Here is a 24,045-nt window from a genome sequence, read left to right as displayed (position 1 = left end):
AGCTCCTTTGGAAGCTTCTGAGAGAAAAACTTCGCAGGACAAACGGCTTTTTGCTTATTCCAGTAGCATCCGCTTTTCGTATTATGCTAGGCGGACTTCAATTTTGTCTGATAGACGGTATTCCTCATTATTTATCCCAACTGTTAACTCAGGACCGGTAACCTTTGTCATGGTGATCTTCTGATGCGTTAACAATATTTCTAAGCTAGACCCTTGCCAATGGAAGGGAAAAGTGAGTTCAGTCCAACTGGTTGGCAGTTTAGGATTTATATTTAACCGATCATTTTCAGAGGAAATATTGGCAAACCCAAAAATCGTTGCCAGCCATAGAGCACCGAGGGAGGCCGCATGTAGCCCTTCATCCGAGGAATGGGGATCCGGGCCTAAATCGATTAGGCAAGCCTCCTGGAAAAAGCGATAAGCGACATCATTTTCACCACAACGTGCTGCGACAATCGCATGGATCGCTTTACTCAGTGAAGAATCGTGGATCGTGTGCTCCTCATAATAATGTAAATTTTCCAATATCATATCGCGTGGAAACAATTCTGGAAACAGATACAACAGCATGACGACATCCGCTTGCTTTAGAATCTGCATTTCATTTACTTCTTGGCGGGAATAATCCAATAAAATGCCCTGGCTTCCCTGGTTTTCCTTATAGCGGGTCAAATCTATTTGAGTCTTGTTCAAGAACGTATCATCCTGCGGAATGATTTGATCTTTATTCGGCTTCGGTAAATACAATCGGTTAAGGAATGCCTGTCCCCGTTCCAAGAGCAACTCATCAGCATCCCCAAACTTATCCATGAAATAGATAGCTTTCTCCACATTGTAATAAGCCATATAGTTTGTATATGCATTGTTATCAACGTGCTCTGTATACTCATCGGGTCCGATGACATCTTTTATGGAAAGACGGCCATTGTCTTCAACGGCACGGGTAATCCAAAAGCGGGCTGTTTCTTTAAGCAACGCAAGTCCTTCTTTTTTCATGAATACATCATCTTGAGTATTTTCGTAATACTGGGCCACCGCGTAAGCAATGTCTGCGACGATATGATGTTCAGCTATCGCTGAAGCTACTTTCTGGCGCTGTCCGGTCCTAATGTTTATTGCTGCGAATTCAGGGGTTTCTTCTTTTCCTGAAAAAGCACTTTCCCATGGAAACAAAGCACCTTCATAGCCGTTCAATAACGCTTTTTCTTTTGCCTGTTCTAAATGTAAATAACGATAGCTTAATAGTTTCTTAGCAGTTTCCGGTTGTGTATACAGGTGAAATGGTGCGATGAATATTTCAGTATCCCAAAAAATATGCCCTTTATAGCCTTCTCCTGTCAATCCTTTAGCTCCAACACTGAATCTGGTATCATGCGCTGGTGTCATGATCTCTAGATGATACAGTGCGAAATCAAGAGCCAACTGGTCAAATTCGTTGGTTGACGTTATTTTGACACGTTTTTGTTGCCAAAATTGCTCCCATTTTAGAGCCGACTGTGCGAGTAAAGCGTCATAACCAATAGAGGAATAAGTTTTCAATGCGTTCTGGCTTGAAGTCTCTGGATCAACACCCGCTTCACCATTGTCAAGCGACGTAAAAACGCACCCAATTTTCTCAACAACAAATGGTAAGTTAACCGCAAGATCCTGCTTGATGGTTGATTGCAACTGCCTGTTTTTCGCAGAAAAGGATATATCGCTTTCCTCCGGACAAATACAGCTTGTTGCCAGTGCAATCGTATGTCCGGACTCAGTGGTTTTATATACACCCTGCATGATATCTTCTTCAAATACACGGACTTTTTCTTCGATAAGATGCTGTTTACCAAAATTGGTTTGTTGGGCATCGATTCCGGTAACAACTTTTAATGTTGCCTCTTTGTCTAAACTAGTAATCTTGAATTTCATCGCAAGCAAATGCAAGTCATTTTTTGATACAAAGCGTTGGAAAACCAGGCGGAAGCGAGCTCCGGCATTGCTTTTCCATAAAATCTCGCGTCCCATTTCCCCGTTTGCAAGATTTAATTGCCGTTCATATGAAACAATTTCCCCTTCTTGGAGCGAAAAAACTTCTCCGTCGATTTCAATGCGCATTCCCGCCATATCAGGCAAATTCACTAAATCTGAAGGTTCATTAGAAGCAGCTTTATTATAAATCCCGGCTACATACATGCCCCTTGTTTGTTCCGCATAGTCTTCTTCATGGGTCGCCCGAAGACCTAAATAGCCATTACCTAAAGTCATTAAACTGGCAAACTTATTTATATAATGGAGATCAAATAGTTTTTCACTTAGTACTTGTTCGTTGTTTTTCATAATGACACACTTTCACCTTTTTCGGCAGATTGATAAAAAGCTTCAATGAGTTGTTGGATGACGTATCCCTGCTGTCCGTCTGCCACCATTACATCTTTTCCTAAACACTTATCGACAAAAGCCGCCATACTTTTTTGGTGGCGGTCCGGATCAGCTGTTTCCCTATTTAATAGTGAAACCAGTTCTCCCCGTTCATCCATATAGATCTGGGCAGGAAAAAGAGTGGCTCCGGCTTGATCACCGCAAAATTCAACATTCATAATGGAAGTTTCTTTTATATATAAGGCAAATGATGTTTCAAGCTGCAACAAGCCGCCACCTTCTAACTCGATAAAGCCAAAAAGAGAATCTTCGACTTCAAATTTTTTCGGGTCCCATTCCCCGAGCGTCCCCTCGGATTTTTTTGTACCGATTTTCTGGAACATTTTAGCGGTTACCTTCTTGACTTTCGGAAAACCTAACACATATAAAGCGGCATCCAGCATATGGACTCCTAGGTCGATGAGAGGGCCGCCCCCTTGAATGTCCTTATTCGTGAAGCTTCCCCAGCCCGGAATTCCACAGCGTCGCAAAGCTTGAACCTTGACTGCGTAAATATCACCTAGGACGCCTTCTGCTGCTTTTTGTCTTAGAATTGAAACATCATCGGCAAATCGGTGATGAAAATTATAAGCCAGGATGCAATTGTTTTGTATGGCCGTTTCCTGCATTTTTTTTGCTTCATCTGCTGAAATAGCAGGTGGTTTCTCACACAAAACATCACAGCCATTTTCCAAGGCAAGCATTACATTTTCATAATGAACGTTATTTGGCGTACAAATACTAACCATGTCCGGTTTTTCCACAGCATACATTTCTGCCGCATCTGTATAATAATGAAGGATATCATTACGCTCAGCAAAGCTCTTTGCCCGATCGGAATTCGGACTAACAACGGCAACCAGGTCAATTTCTTCCCGCATGCGGTAATAAGAAACATGAACCTTTTCCGCAACTTGTCCTCCGCCAATGATCGCAACTCTCTTTTTTCTCACGATGCTACCCCTCTCAGCTTAATGATTCCTTCAAGTGTTGCAATGCTTTTACATATTCAACTTCCGGATCGTTTCCTCTGATACGGCATTCAAAGTTCAAGAAACCGTTATAGCCAATTTCCTTTAACGTCTGAAAATGCTTTTTGAAATCAAGTGAACCGCTTCCCGGCTGATATCTGTGATTATCCGCGAGATGAATATGCCCAATTAAATCGCGATATTGATACAAAGCCTCAGAAATACCATCCTCTTCAATGTTCATATGGTAAAAGTCAGCGATAATTTTAACGTTTTTCAAATCATTTTCTTCTATATAATTGCGTGCATCTGCCAAAGTGTTTATCATGTGGTCTTGATAGCGATTCAACGGCTCTAAGAAAATCGTTGTCCCTGTTTCTTCAGCAATTCTATTTAAGTAAATGAGGGATTCACTTACCGCTTTCCGATCTCCTGCCTGGCTGCGTGGGGAGACCATTGGCGGCAAGCGGTAGGTAAACATGCCCCAGGCAGCAGGAACCACGATTCCTTTTCCTCCGACTTCTTTCAGCGCCTTCAAAATATCTTTGATTTCTGCCAATCCGTTTAACCTTCGTTCCTCAATAAAGTCCCCGATCCATCCGTTATAACCACCGCAGGCTGTAGTGACCGGGATCCCGGTTTCTTCAATCGCTTCTTTTACTTCATCTATATGATCGACCAATAATTTGCCGTCAATTTCAAAGCCTTCAAATCCCATTTCTTTTAAATAACGGAACTTTTCTTTAATATCTTCTGGAAAAAACGCTTGATTTTGTGTACCAATTTTCATTGATAACGCCTCCTATCGGATAAACAAAATCCCTATTCATTTCAAATAAGGATTTTGTTTCATTAATGCTGTATATTGCTTTGCATTACCTTGAGATTATTAATCGCTAATAAAATTATCCGAGTTTCTACAAATCATCATTATTTTTTTAGTTCAATCCCCATTTTTATACTTAATTGAGGTTGCTGGTCTACGTATTTCATGTAGGCATCCGCACTTTCTTCGAAAGAAACGATGGGATCAATGATATCTTCACAATCAAGATGTCCATTCATTAATAATTCCCAGCATGTATCTTCAATGCGTTTTCGGTTCCAGCGCGGGTAGTCCGGATTCGGCTCACTGGCGGCGCGGGAGAAAACAATCTTCGCATTGTTGAAATGTGCTTCGCGGCCAAAATTCAATCCCTCGAGAGGTTTCGCGAAAGCGACATAAGAAATGGTACCACCGTATGCAATGCCCTTTAGTGCTGATTGTAAAGCTGCCGCATTCCCGCTTGTTTCAATAATCGAATCGGCACCGATTTTGTTCGTAATATTTTTCACTTCATAGCCAACATCGCAAGCAGTTGGGTCGAAGCAAGCATCTGCTCCATGGCGAAGAGCTATATCCCGGCGATTTTCAAGGGGGTCAATCCCGATAACGATACTCGCTCCTGCTTTTTTCGCAAGTTGAATCGCAATTTGGCCGATAGCACCCAAGCCAACAACCACTACATAATCTCCTGCACGGACATTTGCATCACGAACCCCACTCATCGCAAATTGCGCTGGATCATAACAGACCGCATTTTGCCATTTCGCGCCTTCAGGCATTTTGCGCAGTCTATGGTTATCGACCGCATTGACAATCACGGTTTCCATAATAAAGCCGTACGTACAAACGGTGTCTCCGATTTTGTATCCAGTAACGTCACTGCCGGCTTCAACTATTTTGCCGACAACCATATTCCCAAGCTGGAATTCACCAAAAACGATTCCTTTTTCTCCGTCTTCACGAGGCATGAACATGCGCCATTCTTCATTGAAATTCTCATCAATAAAAGGGGACACCCCACGGAAGTCGACTACTTCCGTGCCATGTTTAGGTGAGGCAAAGTCAACTTTAATTTTCACTTCATTTGGTTGGATCGCTCGATCTTCATATGCTACAAATGCAGCTTCTCTCGGTTTTACAGCAACTAGCTTTTTCATGATGACATAACTTCCTCTCGAATTTTTGGTGTTCGGTTTTACCCTTTTACGCCGCCTTCTGTCAGATTTCCTTTAATAAAGTGCTCTGATATCGCGTACATCACTACAACCGGCAATGCCGTTACAAGCGATGCGGCCATCATCCGGCCCCATACATAATCCGGTGTACTGAACAAGGCATTTAAGCCAATCGGCAACGTGAAGTTCGCAGAATCGGATAAGAAAATCGATGCAAACAGATAATCATTCCAGGCCACCATGAATGAATAAACAAATACGGAGACAATCCCTGAGATCGATAAAGGAATCACGATATAGAAAATGATCTGCACCCGGTTCAGCCCGTCGATCATCGCAGCTTCTTCCAGGTCATCCGGTATCGTATCAAAATAACTTTTTAACATGAAGATCGCCGTCGGCAGCGTCTGGACAATCATGGTGATAATCAATGCCGTTTTTGTGTCGTATATGCCAAGCCCCGAGATAATTTTGAACAAGGGCACGACAAGCAGGATGCCCGAGAACATATAGACCGTGTAAAAACTGGCATTTATCGTCGTTCTGCCGATGAATTTCAATCTCGACAAGGCATAGGCTCCGAAGATTCCAATGACAACAGCCAGAGCTGCCGCCGTCAAGGCAATGATTAAGCTATTTTTGAAATACGAAACATATGGAAACACATCCGGATTGAAGATATCCAAGTAATGCTGGAATGTCCAATCCTTCGGAAAGAACGTCGGATTGGTCGCCACCGCTTCCTTCGTACTTTTAAAAGAAGTCATTAACATAATAAAAAATGGAAATAGGGATACGGACAACAGGGCTAATAATCCCAGGTAAAATGCGACCTTTTTGGTAGTTTTGCTCTTTTTGCTGCTAGCCATTGCCATTGAGCTTCACCCGCTTTCTCGTCAAAATAATTACAATGGATAGAATGATAAATAGAAGTACAGAAATCGATGCTGCTTTGCCCAGATCATTAAAGGCAAATGCTGTTTCATATAAGTAAATGCCGAGGATATTCACTTTGTTTGTCAGCAGATACACATCCGTGAACATATAGAACAGCCAGATTGAGCGTAATGTAACAACCGTCAGCAAAACAGGCATAATTGCCGGTAAGGTAACAATTTTGAATTTCTCCCATACGGAAGCTCCATCGATTTCAGCCGCTTCATATAAGGTGGAATCAATGGTTTGCAAAATCGCAAGGAATGAAATGAACGCATACGGAAAGTATCTCCATATCGCGAATAGCACGACCAGGATGAAGCTACTGACCGGATTGTCGAACCAGAGCGGTGCCTTATCAAACAGGTACAGAACGTCCCCGCCCAGATAGTTCACGATGCCGTATCCGTTGTTGAACATGTATTTCCAGGCAAAAACTAATGAAATCGAAGGTGTTACATAAGATAAAATGATTAAAGAACGGGAAATTTTACGGAATTTGAACGGACGGTTAAAGAAAATCGCCACGGCTAATCCCAATGCCGTGCTCCCAGCCACTGCAAGGATCATGTACAAAAGGGTGATCCCTAAAGATTTAAAGAACTCCCCATCCGACAAGATATCTGCATAATTTTTCAACCCGATAAAAGTCGCGCTCAATCTTGGGTTGACCGGTTGGTCAAAGAAACTGATTTGGACATTCGAAATCATCGGATACGCGACTAGCAATAGCACTAAAAAGATACTTGGAAAAAGCAATGCCATGGCCAGTTTAATATCTGACTTTCCTCTCTTTTTCGTTTTCATGGTACCCCCCCTGAAGTAATCTTTGGTATAAGAACATGTGAGTCCCAAAAAGATGAAGGTTGTGTAACTTTAACAACTATTTTTTGCTGGCTCATAATTTATTTGCAGGAAGTTACTAATCGCAACATCCTTTAAAAGGGAGAGGGCAATTACCGACTTGGTAATTCCCCTCTCTTTCCTATTTATTTAAAACGTCATCAATTGACTTTTCAGCAGTCTTTAATTCACTATCGACATTTTTCCCGCCAACTGTGATGCCATTTACCAATTTAGGGATCGCTCCGGAGCTTGTTACATCTCCCATTTTCACGAAGTTTTTGCCATCCACTAAACCGAACACCTGTATATCATTGAAAGATGATGCAATTTCAGTAGAAAGGTCCCCGAAGGATTTCACAACTTCATTTGCCTGGTAATCCGCATTTTCCGTAACTTGTTTATTAACCGGCTGTGCACCGCCTGGTGACATCAATACCCAATCTGTCATGTTTTCCGGCTCAGCCATGAACTCCGTGAATTTCTGTGCCGCTTCTTTTTGGGCATCTTCCAACCCGGAGGAAATGGTCAATGCCGAAACTGTTCCAAAAACGGCCTTTGTCTTTTCAGTCGGAATCGCAAAGCCAATATTTTCAGCCTGTCCTTCTTCGAATACAGAAGGCAAGATATAAGTGGAATAAACCGCCATTGGTGCTGTTCCGTTCATGAAAGCATCTTTTACTTCAGTGGTATCATTGGAACCTGGCATTGTGTACTGCGCCAGCTCTTTATAATAAGTCAAAGCCTCTTTCATTTCTTTTGAATTGATGTCTAATTCCCCTTTGCCATCGAGCACATTGGCGTTGTTTGACAGGGCAAACTGAGAGAACGCCTGCTCTGAGAAACCGCCTTCCACAGTAGGCATTGCAATGCCGTATTTTTTGTTGCCATTGTCTGTAAATGCTTTTGCAACCGCCGTTACATCATCCCAATTTTTCGGTTCTTCAAATCCCTTGGAAGCGAGCATTTCTTTGTTGTACCAAATACCTTGCACCCAACCGCTTATAGGAACCCCGGTATAATTTTTACCGTCTTCTGTTTTGACTAATTTCAAGGCGCCTTCATAAAAATTATCCTCACCGGCTTTATCGAGCGTACTGCTCACTGCTTCTCTATCAATCAGCTCGTCCTTGTCCATTACCTTTGCATAGTCCTGTCCCACTTCGAGTACGGCAGGCAGCTTCCCGGCACTGGCAAGCGTTACGATTTTAGTATTATACGAATCTTCTTCTACCGGAACTTGTTTAATTTTAATATTTGGATTATCTTTTTCGAACTTTGCAACCAATTTGTTAATTACCTCTAAACGCTCTTGTTCAACGGAAGAATGCATAAATTCGATTGTGGTTTGGCCGTCGGCATTTTCCTCATTGCCGCCACAGGCGGTTAGTACGATGGCAACCAATAAAGCAACTGCAAGACTTAAGTACTTTTTCATATAAATTTCCTCCTAATTAATTGGCTTCAGCCAAACGTATTGATAGGGACTTAGCGAAATTTTCCTATCAAATTCTGTTGTTTCCCCAGTAATAATATTTATGAATGTACCTATTACATCACAATCAACTGGCTCATTTGCCAGATTGTTGATGACTAATAGACTTTCATTTTTAGAATCGGTTCGTTGAATAGCGAACACTTTCTCTCCTAAATCCATTACTTCCATTGCCGCATTCGGATGGAAAAGAGATTCCGTTTTACGGGCTTTAATAATCTTCGTCAATTCAACAAAAACTTTGTGTCTTAGAGAATCTGTATCCATTAATTCTTTCTCGATTTCAGCCAGGTTGTATTTTTGACGGTTAATAGACCGGTTCATGCCCGTTCTGGAAACCCCGTCATAATCATTTTTGGAGCCTAGCATGCTTTGGATATAGACAGCTGGTACACCCGGAAGAGTCAACAGAATGGAATGAGCCGCTAAGAATCTTTTCACCCGGAGTTCATCAGCATCCGATTGCTTATTTAGCGAATCAAGATAAGTCACATTAATCTCGTAAGGACTTTCACTTCCATCTGGATTTTTCTTATAGTTAACCAGTGCCCCTTCTTTTTTCAGTTCCTCTACCATCGCAAGGATTTCTTCCTCCGGGATAAGTCCACGGATCGGATTTAGCCCAATTCCATCATGGGACGCCAGAAAATTAAAAAATGTTGTATCACTCCCTGTCGGAGGAAGCTGTCTCGCCCAATCACTGAGAGCGTTTGCATTTCCATTGTGAATTGAATAGAGGACTAATGGCGGCAATGGAAATTGGTAAACCATATGTGCTTCGTCATGTCCGTTTCCAAAATAGGCGACATTGTCTTTATGAGGTACATTCGTCTCTGTGATAATGACTGTTCCTTTTGCAGCTTCATCGACAACATCCCGGAACAGCTTGACGATTTCATGGGTTTTCTCATGATGAATACATGATGTTCCAATCTCTTTCCACATGAATCCAATGGCATCCAATCGGATATATTCGGCCCCCTGCTCGATGTAAAACAAGAGCACGTCAATCATTTCCAACAGAACTTCCGGATTGCTAAAGTTCAAATCGATTTGATCTTCACTGAAGGTGGTCCAAATATACTTTTCTTCTCCATTTGCCAAGATGAATTTCGTGAGTAATGGAAGGGCTCTCGGCCTGGTTACTGCACTCAAATCAACGGAGGGATCCATTTCTATGAAATAATCCTGGTATTCCGGGTTTCCCTGTAAATATTCTTGAAACCATTCACTCTTTGATGAGATGTGATTACAAACGTCATCAAACATAATTCTTGCCGATTTTGTTAAATCTCCTATGTCTCCCCAATCTCCAAGAAGCGGGTTTACTTTCTTGTAATCTACTACAGAAAAACCATCGTCTGATGTATAAGGGTAAAAAGGAAGAAGGTGAACGACTTCAAACTTATCCTTTAAATGCCGATCAAACATTTTCTTAAAAGTCTGTAAGGTTGGTTGATCTTTTTCATGAAATTGATCACCATACGTAATCAATACTACGTCTTTTTCATCCCAATTTTGTTTTCTTAGTCTAAGAGACTTACTTTTGGTTTTCGCTATACGTTCCTCTATGTTTTTCCAAAGTAATTCTATATCTTGATCGTTATAAATGAACGTGAGTCTGTCTTTGATTTTTTTCATAGATTCCTCCTGTTTGGTACCGCTCCCACAAAAACTAAAAAAAATAATTTCCTGATTTCTTACTTATGGTACCGCTCCCATATCGCAAATATAATATAGTAAGCGCTTTCTGTCAATGCAAAAACAAACCGTACTTTTTACATCTTTGTGACAGGAAACCTTTTTTTTATAAAAGAACTAGCCAGCGAATAAGAGATAATTACCCTCTTGATTCATAATAGTTTCTACTTAGTATGGTACCGCTCCCACAACACAAACATATTATAGAAAGCGCTTTCTGTCAATACAAGAAATCTCTTATTTCCCCTTCTTCCGTCTCCCGGTCTTTCGTGAATTTTACGCTAGACCGAAAGTCATTATTGTAATATCATGAATTAAACAATTCAACAATTTATTATTGCTACATCATGCTCCCATCAATATAATTTACCCTATAATGCTTTCCTATGTAATAATGTAAGCGAATCCATATTAATATAGGTTTGCCAGATAGCATTATTAGTGAACCGGAAGCAAGAACTATTAATAACGATTCAGAATAAGAAGTTCCTCTTTCTATTTCCTGATTTCAATTTTTTACCGTAACCACTAAAGAAAACGCATTCATCAATCTTTATGAATGATTTTCCTAGAATAACAGGAATAATTATACTCTTATAGCAAACAGAGGAGGGGAATTTATTGGTCCATACTATTTATGATATCGCCCGGGTTGCGAACGTTTCCAAATCAACAGTTTCTCGGGTACTGAACAATCAATCCAATATATCTGCGGAAGCGCGCGAACGTGTCTTAAAAGCAATCGAGGAATTAAATTACCAGCCTAGCAAATTAGCACGGGCCCTTTCTTCTGGATTTGATGCGATCATGGTCGTATCTCGATCAACAAAAACAACTGCAAATAATCCGTTTTTCTCTGAGATTATCCATACCATTTCTGCAAAGGCAGAAGAAGAAAATTTTGATGTAATCTTGCAGACATCCAAAAACGGGAAAGACGAATTAGATAAATGTATCGCCAAGATCAGAAGCAAAATGATTAAAGGGATCATCATGCTAAGTTCTCCTGCAAATGAGGACTTTTTCAACCAATTAGATGGTTTTAATATTCCGATTGTAGTGATTGGAAAAGTAGACGGTGATTTTAAAAATATCTTTTCTGTCGACACAAATAACTATCAGGATAATTACGATTTAACAGAATATTTAATTGATCAAGGACATAAAGCTATTGCGTGCTTGCATTCACCCCTTGATTATCATGTATCTGTTGATCGACTGGAAGGATATAAAAATTGCATAGTAGACCATGACCTGTCTCTAAGAAAAGAATGGGTTATTGATAGTGGATATACTGTTGAAAGCGCCTATCAGGCTGCCAAAAGACTTCTTCTGACACCAAACAGACCTACAGCTGTTGTCGCAACAGATGATTTAAAAGTTATGAGTATTTATAAAGCGGCCGCTGAAATTGGAATTTCGATTCCGAAGGAGTTATCCATTGTTGGCTATAGCAATTCCAATATTTCACCATTTTTAACTCCTGCATTGACGAGTATTAGGATTCCGGTCAATCGATTAGGTGAAGCAGGGACTGAGCTTCTCTTTTCTAAAATTACACAAAATAAAAAAACGATTGCCCGGACAATCATCCCAACAGAAAGAATCGTTCAGGAATCTGTTGCTAAAGTGCCAACCAGAGCGTAAAAAAAAAGACCACTTCTCTACATCGCTTGGGCTGGCAGGGCCATCTTTCAACAACTAAAAATGCATGAGCAAAGAGAAGGCGGTTTATACGCCTTCTCTATCCATTTAACGAACCAATATATCCGGACGAAGGTACTTCTTTCCTTCATGTTCAATCTCCATATAAACCCAATCACCTGTATAGGTCATGATTTCATTATCGTGCTCTCCTACCAGGATGGTGTCTTCGGCCTTAATCCCTTCGATTGCCGGATTCCAGGCAAAGGCCTGATTCACATGGACAACGCCTTTACTTTCTGGTGTGGCAATGAATTCACGGCTGGCATAGCCCGATGGTCCGCCCTGATGGAGAAAGCGCCAATCTTCGGGATGTCCCACTTGCTTATATTGATCCAAGCCCAGCTGCAAGACATCTTTTATAGCCGTCTCTGGACGGGTTGCCGCCATCATGGCTACCTCGATTTGAACCAGCTTCTGTTTATTTTCAACCAATTTTTCTGGAAGCTTCCCAAAATGGACAAACCTTGTCACATTTGCAACTAGGCCCCCCTTTTCTGCACAAAGGACAACCATCGCATATTTCTCTAATTTCTTGGCTGTTGGAATGGGGTGCCGGTATTTAAAGACACGCTCATCCGTTGAAACAAGAATTAATTGAGGATTTACACCATCCTTCATGACCTTGCCGGCTAAATGGGCAGCAATCTCATATTCCGTCCATCCAGGCTCTACTTCACGGCATGTTGCCTCCACTGCTTTCGCCGCTTTTTCAGAAAGTAAGCGGTAGCGGGTGATTTCCTCTTCATTAAGAGTGAAACGCAGGCTCGCCAATTCAAGACCGAAATCAAGAAATCCCTCAAATGGGACGTCAGTTGCTATCGTTTTCCCTTTACACAGATTACGGATGACTTCATCCTGGTCCTCATACCATTCCATGGAAATAAATTCATAGCCAAGCCCCTCAAGCTCCTCATCTTTGATCCGGGCCAACTCCATTTTCGAGGTAATGCAATACTTTCGATCTTCAAAGATAACCAGATCGGCTACCCCTATTTCACTTGTATTTACAATATGGTTGACTTTCCCCCCAGTCATCCATGAGAAATTGTTTCGTTTGCGGAAAAAGACTCCGTCTACCTTTTTTTCTCTTATAAATCCGGTCACTTTTTCTAAAGGTGTATCCATGTCCGACCAACCTTTCTTCATAAAACTATTCCTTATCTACATACCCCTTGGGATTTGTTTTATGCCATTTCCATGCCGTTTCTATAATCGTTTTTAAATCGTCGAATTGTGGTTTCCAGCCCAAAATATTGCGGGCCTTTTCGGAGGATGCAATCAGCACGGCTGGATCGCCGGCTCTTCTCTGGCTAACTTTTTCCGGGATTGGGTGGGCCGTTACGCTCCGGGCTGTTTCGATCACTTCTTTTACCGAGAAGCCGGTTCCGTTCCCGAGGTTAAAAACGTCACTTGTATTGTTTTTGCGCAAATGCTCCAGTGCAAGGAAGTGAGCATTGGCAAGGTCCATGACATGGATATAATCGCGTATGCAGGTGCCATCTTCGGTTGGATAATCGTCCCCGAAAATGCCGATCGACTCTGTTTGGCCAAGGGCTACCTGAAGGATGATCGGGATTAAGTGGCTTTCAGGATTATGGTCTTCTCCAATCAAGCCTTCAGGATGTGCTCCTGCGGCATTAAAATAACGAAGTGAGACTGATTTTAAGCCATACGCCTCGTCACACCAGCGAAACATTTTTTCCATCGCTAATTTTGTTTCTCCATATGGGCTTGTTGGATTGGTCGGATCCGTCTCCAGAATGGGAATCTGCTTAGGCTCGCCATATGTAGCCGCCGTGGAGGAGAAGACGATTTTTTTTACATGGTGGTCAAGCATCGCAGATACAAGGGTATGTGATGCGATTAAATTATTTTCATAGTACGGAAGCGGTTGGTTTACACTTTCGCCGACCAGGGAACTGGCCGAAAAATGAATAACCGCCTCAATTTCATGCTTGCTGAATATAGAGTCAAGAAAGCTGCGATCAGCTATATCCCCTTCATAGTATGTTCCGCTCTTTACTGCCTGCCGATGACCTGTCCTGAGACTATCAACGACTACCACTTCTTCCCCTTTATTCAGTAATTCCACAACTGTATGGCTGCCTATATAGCCGGCACCACCTGTTACCAAAATGGCCATTCGCATTTTCCTCCTTTATATTTCCTTTGCTCCGTCGCCAATTTCACATATATAAAATGACGGCTCGTAACCTAACTTCGATTGATAACCTTTCGTCACCTTGTTTATGAATTCCTCTACCGCCTCACTTTTGACAAGGCTCACATTACAGCCCCCAAACCCTGCTCCTGTCATCCGCGTTCCGATGCATCCCTCAACCTGTGAGGCGACTTCATACAATGTATCCAATTCAATCCCTGTAACTTCATATAAATTCCTTAAGGATTCATGCGACTCTTTCATCATCTCACCAAACCCAATGAGATCGTTCTGCTTTAGTTTTTCCATCGCGGTTAAGACTCTTTCATTTTCAGTTATCACATGCTCCACACGCCGGCGTATGACTTCATCCTTAATGTGCTCTTTTACTTCCTGCCACATTTCATCGTTCACATCCCCTAGGGAACGAACTTCAGTCAGATGAGCCTGGATCTCCTGTAGCCCTTTTTCGCATTCGCCGCGCCGTTCATTATATTTTGAATCGGTCAAGCCGCGCCGTTTATTTGTGTTTGTAATCACGAGTTTATATCCGTCAATCTTAACGGGTACATACGAATATTCCAATGTATCACATTTTAACATGATAGCTTGACTTTCCTTCCCCATTGCCACGGCAAATTGATCCATAATGCCGCAATTGACCCCGACGAAATGATTTTCTGCGCGCTGACCTAACCGGGCCAGCTCTATCATCGAGATTTCAAGGTCTGCCAGTTTGCTTAACGCCAGTCCTGTAACCAGTTCGATGGAAGCTGAGGAAGAAAGCCCGGCCCCATTCGGGATGTTTCCATGAAACAGGACGTCTGCCCCTGTGAAGCGTTCTGGCCCCGCCAATTTTACTAGTTCGTTCAATATGCCAATCGGATAGTTTACCCAATCATATTCTTCTCTATATTGCAGAGCCTCAGTAGCCTTACAGTCTGCTTTTGTATCAAAATTGGTGGAAGCAAAACGATAGATCCCATCTTTCCTCAGACTGACCAGCGCCCATGTACCAAAGGTCAGTGCTGCCGGGAATACATAGCCCCCGTTATAATCCGTATGCTCCCCGATTAGATTCACCCGGCCGGGAGCGAAGAAACTCCTTACACCTTCCTGATGCCCATATTCCTTCGAGAAAAAATCGAATACTTGTTGAGGGGTCATGTTATTAACCTTCTTTCTCCTATAACTTGAAATCTATGACTCTTTAACCGTTCCAAGAAAGCGTAGAAATGCCTGCTTTCCTTCCTTGTCCCTTTTGAACACTCCGGCATGCTCAAGCACTTTAAGAAAAATTCCCCCTACCTCTTTTTGCAGGATGTCCATGACGTTTTCGGCATGGATGCTTGGATGGGCTTTCCGGATAGCCTGATACCATCCCCAATGCTTTAAGACCGATTCATCCCACTTCTCTTTTTCCGGCGAATCAATCAGGTAGTGAGCGAGCACCTCCAACTCGGCTGCCAGTCTGCCCGGCAAAACAGCAAGCCCCATCACTTCAATTAAGCCGATGTTTTCCTTTTTGACATGATGCAATTCCTTGTGGGGATGGAAGATGCCATCCGGGAATTCATCGGTCGTCCGGTTATTTCTCAATACAATATCCATCTCATAAAGTCCGCCCCGTCTCCGGGCAATTGGCGTGACCGTATTGTGCGGTGTGTCCCCGCTATAGCCCACTATATCGACCGCTTGATCACTGTAATCGAGCCATTTTCTCCAGATGAGCTTAGTCGCAGCATTGACCTCTTCCTTCTCGCCTCTCACCCTTAACACTGACATCGGCCACTTCACAATACCAATCATTACTGAAGGAAAAGAATCCAGACTTAGGGTTTTTTCCATCTCCGCCCTCTCAAGGGCAAACTCGTATCGTCCCCCTTGAAAATGATCATGAGAAAGGATCGATCCTCCTACAATGGGAAGGTCTGCATTCGAGCCCAGGAAATAACCTGGAAATTTCTCTATAAAGTCAAGAAGACGGTCAAATGTTTTATCAGATATTTTCATAGGCACATGCCGTTTTGAAAAAATAATGCAATGCTCGTTGTAATACACATAAGGAGAGTACTGAAAACACCATTCCTCCTTGCCCAGCTGGATCGGCACAATCCGGTGGGTGGCCCTGGCCGGGTGCCGTAGGTTTCCTTTGTAACCCTCGTTTTCGACACATAGAAGGCATGTCGGGTATGAACTAACCGGCGTCTGCTGTAACAAGGCAATTTCTTTCGGGTCTTTTTCAGGCCTTGACAGATTAATCGTGATATCTATTTCGCCATACGGGGTCGCCGACTTCCACTCCTTATTCTTTGCAATGCGGTCTGTACGTATATAATTCGAGGCATTGGAAAGATGGTAGAAAAAATCGGTAGCGGCCTCTGGATCTTGTTCATACAGCTCTTGAAAATCGCGGATGACCTCTCCAGGACGAGGCATCAGGCAATCCATAATCTCTGTATCGAGTATGTCTCTTTCTGTAATCGTATTGGTTGTAATGACCCCATTTCCATAAGCCCAATCCAGTATCCCATCGAGAATCTCTGAGAGCTGCTGCGAATCCCCCACGACGGTGTTGTCCTGCCAATCGCTCAGTCCGAGCACGGATAAAATGCGGTTGCGCGAATAGATCATATCCTCTTTTTTCAGTAATTTCTGTTCGAGTCCATATTTTAATAGCGTCTGGATATGCTCATATATAATATCTGACATACATCCACCTCCTAAACTTCGAGATTTTATCCAACTTGGCCGATAATCTATCCAATTTGGGCAATTAATTCATCCAAATCACTAAATAATCTATCCAAACAGAAAATTCAGAGTTCCCTTACTACCTTGCTTTCAAAAGGTTTAATAGCTTTCCCATTTAAATGTTTCGTTTCACTTGTATGATTCATAATAAAGTAATAGTTTTCTAGCTGAGAACGCTTGTATACTTCCAGCCCTTCTTCCGTCTCGAGATGCCAGATTCCACTGTTTTTCAAAACTTCCTTTGCAAGGCTTTTCAAGATGTCTTCATCCGCCCCGCATCCAATATAAACTACAGCCCCTTTACCGTAAGCATTTCTTGTGATTGCGGCAGCATTTCCAAATAACTCGTCTTCGTAGCGGTACAATACCTCAGCTGAGACCGGCTCAACGATGTCCCTCCAGATATTGGCTTCACCTTTTACTTTGCCATCAACGGAGCTGATTGCTAATGGCGTGAATAATGATTCACTGTCATGGATTTCAACGCCGGCCAAGTCTTTCACATAACCAGGGAGAGTCATTTCAAAATGAATATTATTATGTTTATCTTTAATCCCGGTACGATAAGAGAAAACTAACGTGCCGCCTCCTGCAGCATAGGCCTCAAACCGTTCCGCCAAGTCCTTCTCGATGATCTGCAGGCAAGGGACTAACACGATGTCGTAAGATGAAAAGTCTCTTGTCACCGGAATCACGTCCATTTGGACATTGTGAGAGAAAAATGGTTTATACAGCCTAAGAAGCTCTTCTTTAAAGTCGAACCCTTTATTTTGCGGCTGATACCGCCATGACCAAATATTATCGTAATCATATAAAACAGCCACCCTCGGCTGAATGGAAGCATTAATCACTTCCTCATATTTGCGTATATCGCTGAAAACCGCTTGCACTTCCCGATACTTTCTTCCGGTTGAATTATCATGGTCGATAATCCCGTAGCAGAATTGCTCGGCTCCCCTGGTCATCCCTCTCCAGCGGAAATAAAGCATGTTATTGCAGCCATGGGCAAACGCCTGATAACTCCACATTTTTGCTTCGCCTGGCCTCGGCAAATACCCGATCACATTGTGCCCCTGCATTCCCAGAATCTCTTCCACAATCCAAAAATTCCGGTTTTTCAGTCCGCGATTAAAGTCAAGGCTCATCGCCGTTTCCGCCGGATGAACCGGCTTTTCCAGCCCGCCCCAAACCGGATAATTATCATAAGAAACGAAATCCATGTCCTCCACATTTTCCGCATGGTCAAACCATTTATTGAAGAATCCGCCAGATACATTCGTCGTAACCTCTTGATGGTGTCCTTTATGGGACCGGGCTGTTTCTGTCATCTCTTTTGCGAAGGCATTCAGGGAATATGAACGGAACCGAGCCCAGTCGAGCAATAGGCTCGGATTATGCTGGGTAATCGTCTTCTTTGGCACCGGTATTTCGCCGAAATCGTTATACGTTTGTCCCCAGAAGATCGTTCCGTAGATTACATTTAACTCCTCAATATTCTTGTATTTGCGCGACAGGAATTGCTGGAACTTCTCATGACACCTATCACAATGGCACATATCACTGCCTTCATGGCCGAATTCATTATCGATTTGCCAGACAACAATTCCTTCTTCCGTTTGATAATGGGTCACGAGCTTTTCTGTAATAGTCCGTGCATATTTTCGATAAATATCGGAGTTATAGCAGTATTGCCTTCTGCCGCCGAAAACCCTTACTGTACCATCTTCGTTTTCACTTAGAATCGAAGGATGCCGATTCGCGAGCCAGGCCGGAAATGTCGCAGTAGGCGTACCAAACATTACCTTCATGTCATATTGCTTTGCCTTTTCAATTACCCGGTCAAAGAAAGAAAAATCAAATTTCCCCTCTTCTTTCTCCATCAGATGCCAGGCAAACTCCCCAATCCGAATCATATTAACGCCTAACTCTTTCATTCTGCGAAGATCATTATCCATCATTTCGATTGGCCAATGCTCTGGATAGTAATCCACTCCAAGAAACATGTTTTCTCCCCCTAACTTTTTGTGCCTGAACTTTCTCTTATAATCAGCTTGCATGGAGTAACGATCTTTTTAGCCAGCGTCCGCTTCGACTGGATTTGTTCCACCAATAGATCGACTGCCGTTTCGCCCATAAACTCGGTCTGTACTTTTACAGTCGTTAAAGGCGGGTGAACGTATTGTGCCATCTCGATATCATTAAAGCTTACAATCGATACATCCTCAGGTACCCGTACCTTTTGCTCATGGAGGGCCCTTAACGCACCAATCGCCATGGAGTCACTCGCAATGAAAAAGGCAGTGGGAAGGTCCCCGGAGCTCAATGCTTTATTCATCAGCTCAAATCCATCCTCCGCTGTAAAACGTCCGGTCCAGACGTATCCTTTGCGATACATCTCTCTCAGCTTTAAATATTCATAAAAAGTCGCTTCCCGTTCATCTCTGATAGGCTCGTCATCCTGCACATATTCCTTCCCGCCGATGTATCCGATTTTTTCATGGCCCTGGTTTAGCAGATAATCCAGAACCTCAATGATGGCCTTCCGAAAGTCAGGAACCACACAATCAATCTCATCGGAAAAGGCATAATCAACAAGAACGAAATGGGGGGATAGTTGCTTAAATAACTCCAAATCCTGGTTGCTGTATTTCCCTGCGGCAATCACTCCATGCAAAGAACCCTTGAAATTTGTCTGGTAGGTATCTTCATTCCTGTATAGCTTCACTAAATTGATGCCCCGTTCAAAGCACGCTTTCTCGATGCCTAAGCGAATCGATAAATAATAGGGGTCTGCCACTTCTTGATCCTCAGAGTACCAATAAAACAGCCCTACATTCACCGCCGTTTTTGCCTGTGGTTTTTGATGAGACTTAATTCTCTGGTAGTTCATTTCATTAGCTACAGCTAATATCCGTTCCCTTGTCTCTTCCGTAACGGACAGACTATCATCTTGATTCAAAACTCTGGAAACAGTAGAAATTGATACACCCGCTTTTTCTGCAATACTTTTCAAAGTTGCCATTCCCACTCACCAGCTCCCTTTAACTTTCAAACAAAAATTTCCATGTGAGACGGATTACTTTTTACTAAAAATTTTACTACTTTTACTGCAAATAATCCACATAAAAAAGATAGCGCTTTCATATTTTTTTATAAAATCTATTAATTCTTTATTTTAAGAAGCATGTATTAATAAATGGTAAAATTTTTGTAGAATTGTATTGTATTATTTTTAGTAAACTTGTAAAATAATTCTATAGTTAAGCGCTTACAGTAATCGCTTACACTTATTTCTTTTTACTAAACAAAAAAGGGGATTGATGAAATGTTTAAGAAGAAAAAAGGTTTAGTTCTGTCTTTAACGATGGCTTCTACTCTTCTATTAGCAGCAGGCTGCAGTGACTCCACCGGCGGTTCAGGCGGGAGCGGGGGCTCGGGTGGGGATAAAGATCTTCCTGCTGTAGGCGCCACGATTTATAAGTTCGATGATAACTTTATGTCTTATGTACGCCGGGCGATGGAAGACTCAGCAAAAGGAAATGTAAACCTAATGCTGAACGACTCTCAAAATGACCAGTCAAAACAAATTGAACAAGTCGATACGCTGATCGCTAAGGGAGCTAAATCACTGGCTATTAACCTAGTAGATCCAAAAGCGGCAACGACTGTTATTGATAAAGCAAAAGCAAAGAATCTTCCAGTTGTTTTCTTCAATAAAGAGCCGGATGCTCAAGTAATGGAAAGCTATGATAAGGCATGGTATGTCGGAACAACGTCATCCGAATCAGGTGTCCTTCAAGGGCAATTGATCGCTAAAGCGTGGGAAGAAAATAAAGAAAAATGGGATAAAAACAAAGATGGCAAAATTCAATACGTTCTACTAAAAGGTGAGCCCGGCCACCCTGATGCGGAAGCCCGGACTAAATTCTCCGTAGACACAATCAAGGAAAAAGGCATTGAAGTAGAAGAGTTAGCGATGGATACCGCCATGTGGGATGCGACAAAAGCAACTGAAAAGATGGATGCATGGTTAGCCAAATATAACGAAGAGATTGAATTTGTTATCGCTAACAATGATGGAATGGCATTAGGTGCTATTTCCGCTCTTGAAAAAGCAGGATATCTCTCAGGTGACAAATTCATGCCTGTAGTTGGTGTGGATGCGATTCCTGAAGCACTTGAAATGATCGAGAATGATAAATTGGTTGGTACCGTACTCAATGACGCAAGAAACCAAGGAAAAGCAGCCGTTGATCTTGCGGCTAATGCTGCAAAGGGCAAAGACGTATTGGAAGGTACAGAATGGAAACTGGATGATACAAAGGCAGTCCGTGTACCTTATGTGGAAGTAACAAAGGCTAATATTCAAGTAGGTAAAGACGCTTATAAATAAACAATGGGTCACTAAAATATGAGAAGCACTTTTAGTGCCTCTCATATTTTTTAAATGGCGAGAGGAGGTTCGCTCATGTCAGTAGCCAGTAGTGCTTATTTACTGGAGATGCGAAATTTGACGAAGAGATTTCCCGGAGTAATCGCTCTGCAAGACGTTACGCTCCGCGTGAAGGCTGGGACAGTACATGCCTTAATGGGCGAGAATGGAGCAGGAAAATCCACCCTAATGAAATGCTTATTCGGAATTTATTCGATGGACGAAGGCCGAATTGTTTTCAATGGACAAGAGGTTGCCTTTATCAATTCAAAGCAAGCGCTTGAAAATGGGGTTTCCATGGTACACCAGGAGTTGAACCAGGTTCGCCAGCGGAACGTCATGGATAATATTTGGCTTGGCCGCTATCCGAAAAAAGCCATCTTCATCGACGAAAAGAAAATGTACGAGGATACAGTCGCTATTTTCAAAGACCTTGATATTAACATCGATCCCCGCAGAAAGGTTAGTACCTTATCTGTCTCTGAGATGCAGATGGTCGAGATTGCCAAAGCTGTCTCTTATCATTCAAAGATTATCGTAATGGATGAGCCGACTTCATCCCTAACAGAAAAAGAAGTCGATCATTTATTTAAAATTATCAAAAAGCTTCAGAGTGATAATATCGCGATTATTTATATTTCTCACAAGATGGAAGAAATCTTGAAAATTTCCGATGAAGTCACGATTATGCGTGACGGCAAGAGTATTGCGACGAAAAATGCCGAAGACTTGACAACGGATGAAATCATTAAGCTGATGGTTGGCCGAGACTTATCACAGCGCTTCCCAACGAAAATAAATCATCCTCAAGAAGTGACTTTGAGAGTTTCCGATTTAACTGCCGAGACACAGCCTTCCTTTTCCGATATAAGCTTCGAACTAAGGAAAGGTGAGATTCTTGGGATAGCCGGATTGGTGGGCTCCAAACGAACAGAACTCGTTGAAGCATTATTTGGCTTAAGATCATTAAAAACAGGAAGCATTGAATTGCACGGCAAAGAGGTCAAAAACCTTTCTCCGCAACATGCGATTAAGAACGGCTTTGCTCTTGTCACGGAAGAAAGAAGGTCTACCGGAATCTATCCGGAACTGAGTGTTAGCTTTAACTCTATTATTTCCAACTTAAAGCAATACAAAGTAAAAGGCGGATTCTTATCTGACCGTAAAGTGCACGATGATACAAAATGGGTAATTGATTCAATGAGAGTAAGAACCCCGTCCCAAAAGACGTCAATCGGCAGTTTGTCAGGCGGAAATCAGCAGAAGGTCATTATTGGACGCTGGCTGCTGACGAAGCCGGAAATTTTATTGCTTGATGAACCGACAAGGGGAATTGATGTCGGAGCAAAATTCGAGATTTACCAACTCATCAATACCTTGGCAGCCGATGGAAAAGGAATCATTATGATCTCCTCCGAAATGCCTGAGCTGCTTGGCGTCACTGACCGAATTTTAGTAATGAGCAATGGAAAAGCAGCTGGAATCGTTGATACGGCAACTACATCCCAAGAAGAAATCATGCGATTAGCAGCATTGTATTAGGAGGAGATGAAAATGAACAAAGAGGCATCACAAAAAAGAGATTTTTTTAATCCCAAGTGGCTGTTAGATAATGTTATATATATAGTTCTTATACTGCTCGTCATCGGGATTGTTATCGCTTCACCCGACTTTCTATCAGTCACCAACTTTATCAATATATTAAGCCAGTCATCTTCCCGGATCATCATCGCGCTTGGGGTGGCCGGAATCCTGATCACTGCCGGTACGGATTTATCAGCCGGGCGGATGGTCGGACTCGCTGCCGTTATTTCGGCTTCTCTTTTGCAAGCATCGGATTATGCGTATCGGATGTATCCGAATTTGCCTGATATGCCGCTATTTGTGCCTATTTTAATTGCAATGGCAGCAACCGGGATTTTAGGGGCATTGAACGGTGTCATTGTAGCGAAATTTCACGTACCACCTTTCATTGCCACATTAGGATCGATGATTGGAGTCTATGGGATTACTTCCATCTACTTTGACCGTCCGCCATATGGCGCTCAGCCAATCGGCGGTTTGAGCCAAAGCTTTACCACATTTGCGCAGCGCGGAATTCCGCTCGGCCCATACGAGCTTCCATACCTGGTTATTTATGCGATTGTCATATCGGCAATCATTTGGGTGATTTGGAACAAAACACAGCTGGGTAAAAATATGTATGCCATTGGCGGCAACCCTGAAGCGGCAAAGGTTTCCGGAGTAAACGTAGCCAGAAACCTGATCATTGTCTATCTAATTGCCGGACTTTTATACGGTTTTGCCGGTACACTGGAAGCCGGCCGGGTCGGCAGCGCGACGAACAACACTGGTAATATGTATGAGCTTGATGCCATCGCTGCTTGCGTGGTGGGCGGTGTATCACTCGCTGGGGGAATCGGAACAGTCCCTGGTGTCATTACAGGAGTGTTAATTTTCCAAATCATCAACTACGGTCTCGCTTTCCTAGGTGTCAGCCCGTATATCCAATTCATCGTGAAGGGTGCAATCATCATCCTCGCCGTAGCCTTCGATATGAGAAAGCACGCGAAGCGAAAATAATAACAAATCGAGTAGGAGGGGGTGACTAACCCCCGACCTCTCACACCACCGTACGTACCGTTCG

At 42.6% G+C, this 24,045-nt stretch carries 18 protein-coding genes; 4 read left to right on the top strand and 14 right to left on the bottom strand.

All coding sequences use genetic code 11. From position 1 onward, the window contains the following. Positions 1-81 precede the first annotated feature (81 nt). From D0463_RS11525 to D0463_RS11490, 8 genes are all read right to left on the bottom strand, one after another. On the bottom strand, positions 82-2,316 hold the full coding sequence (locus tag D0463_RS11525) for a glycoside hydrolase family 65 protein (protein WP_117307557.1): 2,235 nt from the start codon (positions 2,314-2,316) through the stop codon (positions 82-84). Then, the gene (locus D0463_RS11520) at positions 2,313-3,350 is read right to left on the bottom strand and encodes a Gfo/Idh/MocA family protein (protein ID WP_254052775.1); all 1,038 of its coding nucleotides are present in this window, start codon (positions 3,348-3,350) and stop codon (positions 2,313-2,315) included. The genes D0463_RS11525 and D0463_RS11520 overlap by 4 nt, the downstream gene beginning before the upstream one ends. A 13-nt stretch (positions 3,351-3,363) precedes the next feature. Next, the gene (locus D0463_RS11515) at positions 3,364-4,158 is read right to left on the bottom strand and encodes a sugar phosphate isomerase/epimerase family protein (RefSeq protein WP_117307555.1); all 795 of its coding nucleotides are present in this window, start codon (positions 4,156-4,158) and stop codon (positions 3,364-3,366) included. Positions 4,159-4,298: 140 nt separating this feature from the next. After that, positions 4,299-5,351 carry a zinc-dependent alcohol dehydrogenase gene (locus D0463_RS11510; RefSeq protein WP_117307554.1) on the bottom strand — a complete coding sequence of 351 codons (1,053 nt, stop codon included), beginning with the start codon at positions 5,349-5,351 and terminating at the stop codon, positions 4,299-4,301. Between the two features lie 38 nt (positions 5,352-5,389). Further along, positions 5,390-6,238 (bottom strand): carbohydrate ABC transporter permease, encoded by an 849-nt coding sequence (locus tag D0463_RS11505; protein WP_483295737.1) that lies wholly within the window; start codon positions 6,236-6,238, stop codon positions 5,390-5,392. Further along, a complete protein-coding gene (locus tag D0463_RS11500) occupies positions 6,231-7,112 on the bottom strand; it encodes a carbohydrate ABC transporter permease (RefSeq protein ID WP_117307552.1) in 882 nt (293 codons plus the stop codon). The genes D0463_RS11505 and D0463_RS11500 overlap by 8 nt, the downstream gene beginning before the upstream one ends. Positions 7,113-7,290: 178 nt before the next feature. Then, a complete protein-coding gene (locus D0463_RS11495) occupies positions 7,291-8,586 on the bottom strand; it encodes an ABC transporter substrate-binding protein (protein WP_117307551.1) in 1,296 nt (431 codons plus the stop codon). Between the two features lie 12 nt (positions 8,587-8,598). Beyond that, the gene (locus tag D0463_RS11490) at positions 8,599-10,284 is read right to left on the bottom strand and encodes an alpha-amylase family glycosyl hydrolase (protein WP_117307550.1); all 1,686 of its coding nucleotides are present in this window, start codon (positions 10,282-10,284) and stop codon (positions 8,599-8,601) included. A 681-nt stretch (positions 10,285-10,965) separates the two neighbouring features. Between D0463_RS11490 and D0463_RS11485 the strand changes: the two genes are divergently transcribed. Further along, positions 10,966-11,991 carry a LacI family DNA-binding transcriptional regulator gene (locus tag D0463_RS11485; RefSeq protein WP_117307549.1) on the top strand — a complete coding sequence of 342 codons (1,026 nt, stop codon included), beginning with the start codon at positions 10,966-10,968 and terminating at the stop codon, positions 11,989-11,991. Positions 11,992-12,096: 105 nt separating this feature from the next. On the opposite strand, the gene D0463_RS11480 is transcribed toward D0463_RS11485, so the two are convergent. The 6 genes from D0463_RS11480 to D0463_RS11455 form a co-directional block, all read right to left on the bottom strand. Further along, on the bottom strand, positions 12,097-13,197 hold the full coding sequence (locus tag D0463_RS11480) for a M24 family metallopeptidase (RefSeq protein WP_216824897.1): 1,101 nt from the start codon (positions 13,195-13,197) through the stop codon (positions 12,097-12,099). A gap of 4 nt (positions 13,198-13,201) precedes the next feature. Beyond that, complete coding sequence (galE, locus tag D0463_RS11475; protein ID WP_117307548.1) at positions 13,202-14,194, bottom strand: UDP-glucose 4-epimerase GalE; 993 nt, start codon at positions 14,192-14,194, stop codon at positions 13,202-13,204. Between the two features lie 15 nt (positions 14,195-14,209). Continuing rightward, on the bottom strand, positions 14,210-15,379 hold the full coding sequence (locus tag D0463_RS11470; RefSeq protein ID WP_117307547.1) for a galactokinase: 1,170 nt from the start codon (positions 15,377-15,379) through the stop codon (positions 14,210-14,212). A 33-nt stretch (positions 15,380-15,412) separates the two neighbouring features. After that, on the bottom strand, positions 15,413-16,924 hold the full coding sequence (gene galT / locus D0463_RS11465) for a UDP-glucose--hexose-1-phosphate uridylyltransferase (RefSeq protein ID WP_117307546.1): 1,512 nt from the start codon (positions 16,922-16,924) through the stop codon (positions 15,413-15,415). A 107-nt stretch (positions 16,925-17,031) separates the two neighbouring features. Beyond that, positions 17,032-18,969 (bottom strand): beta-galactosidase, encoded by a 1,938-nt coding sequence (locus D0463_RS11460; protein ID WP_117307545.1) that lies wholly within the window; start codon positions 18,967-18,969, stop codon positions 17,032-17,034. Positions 18,970-18,980: 11 nt separating this feature from the next. Beyond that, a complete protein-coding gene (locus D0463_RS11455; RefSeq protein WP_117307610.1) occupies positions 18,981-19,988 on the bottom strand; it encodes a LacI family DNA-binding transcriptional regulator in 1,008 nt (335 codons plus the stop codon). A 303-nt stretch (positions 19,989-20,291) separates the two neighbouring features. Between D0463_RS11455 and mglB the strand changes: the two genes are divergently transcribed. From mglB to mglC, 3 genes are all read left to right on the top strand, one after another. Then, complete coding sequence (gene mglB, locus D0463_RS11450) at positions 20,292-21,359, top strand: galactose/glucose ABC transporter substrate-binding protein MglB (RefSeq protein ID WP_117307544.1); 1,068 nt, start codon at positions 20,292-20,294, stop codon at positions 21,357-21,359. 75 nt (positions 21,360-21,434) lie between these two features. Continuing rightward, positions 21,435-22,940, top strand: coding sequence for a galactose/methyl galactoside ABC transporter ATP-binding protein MglA (gene mglA / locus D0463_RS11445; RefSeq protein ID WP_117307543.1), 1,506 nt, complete (start codon positions 21,435-21,437; stop codon positions 22,938-22,940). 12 nt (positions 22,941-22,952) lie between these two features. After that, positions 22,953-23,981 carry a galactose/methyl galactoside ABC transporter permease MglC gene (gene mglC / locus D0463_RS11440; protein ID WP_117307542.1) on the top strand — a complete coding sequence of 343 codons (1,029 nt, stop codon included), beginning with the start codon at positions 22,953-22,955 and terminating at the stop codon, positions 23,979-23,981. Positions 23,982-24,045: the final 64 nt, after the last annotated feature.

The organism is Bacillus sp. V59.32b (assembly GCF_003429085.1).
Classification (GTDB): domain Bacteria; phylum Bacillota; class Bacilli; order Bacillales; family DSM-1321; genus Peribacillus.
This window is presented reverse-complemented; position numbering and strand designations above follow the sequence as displayed.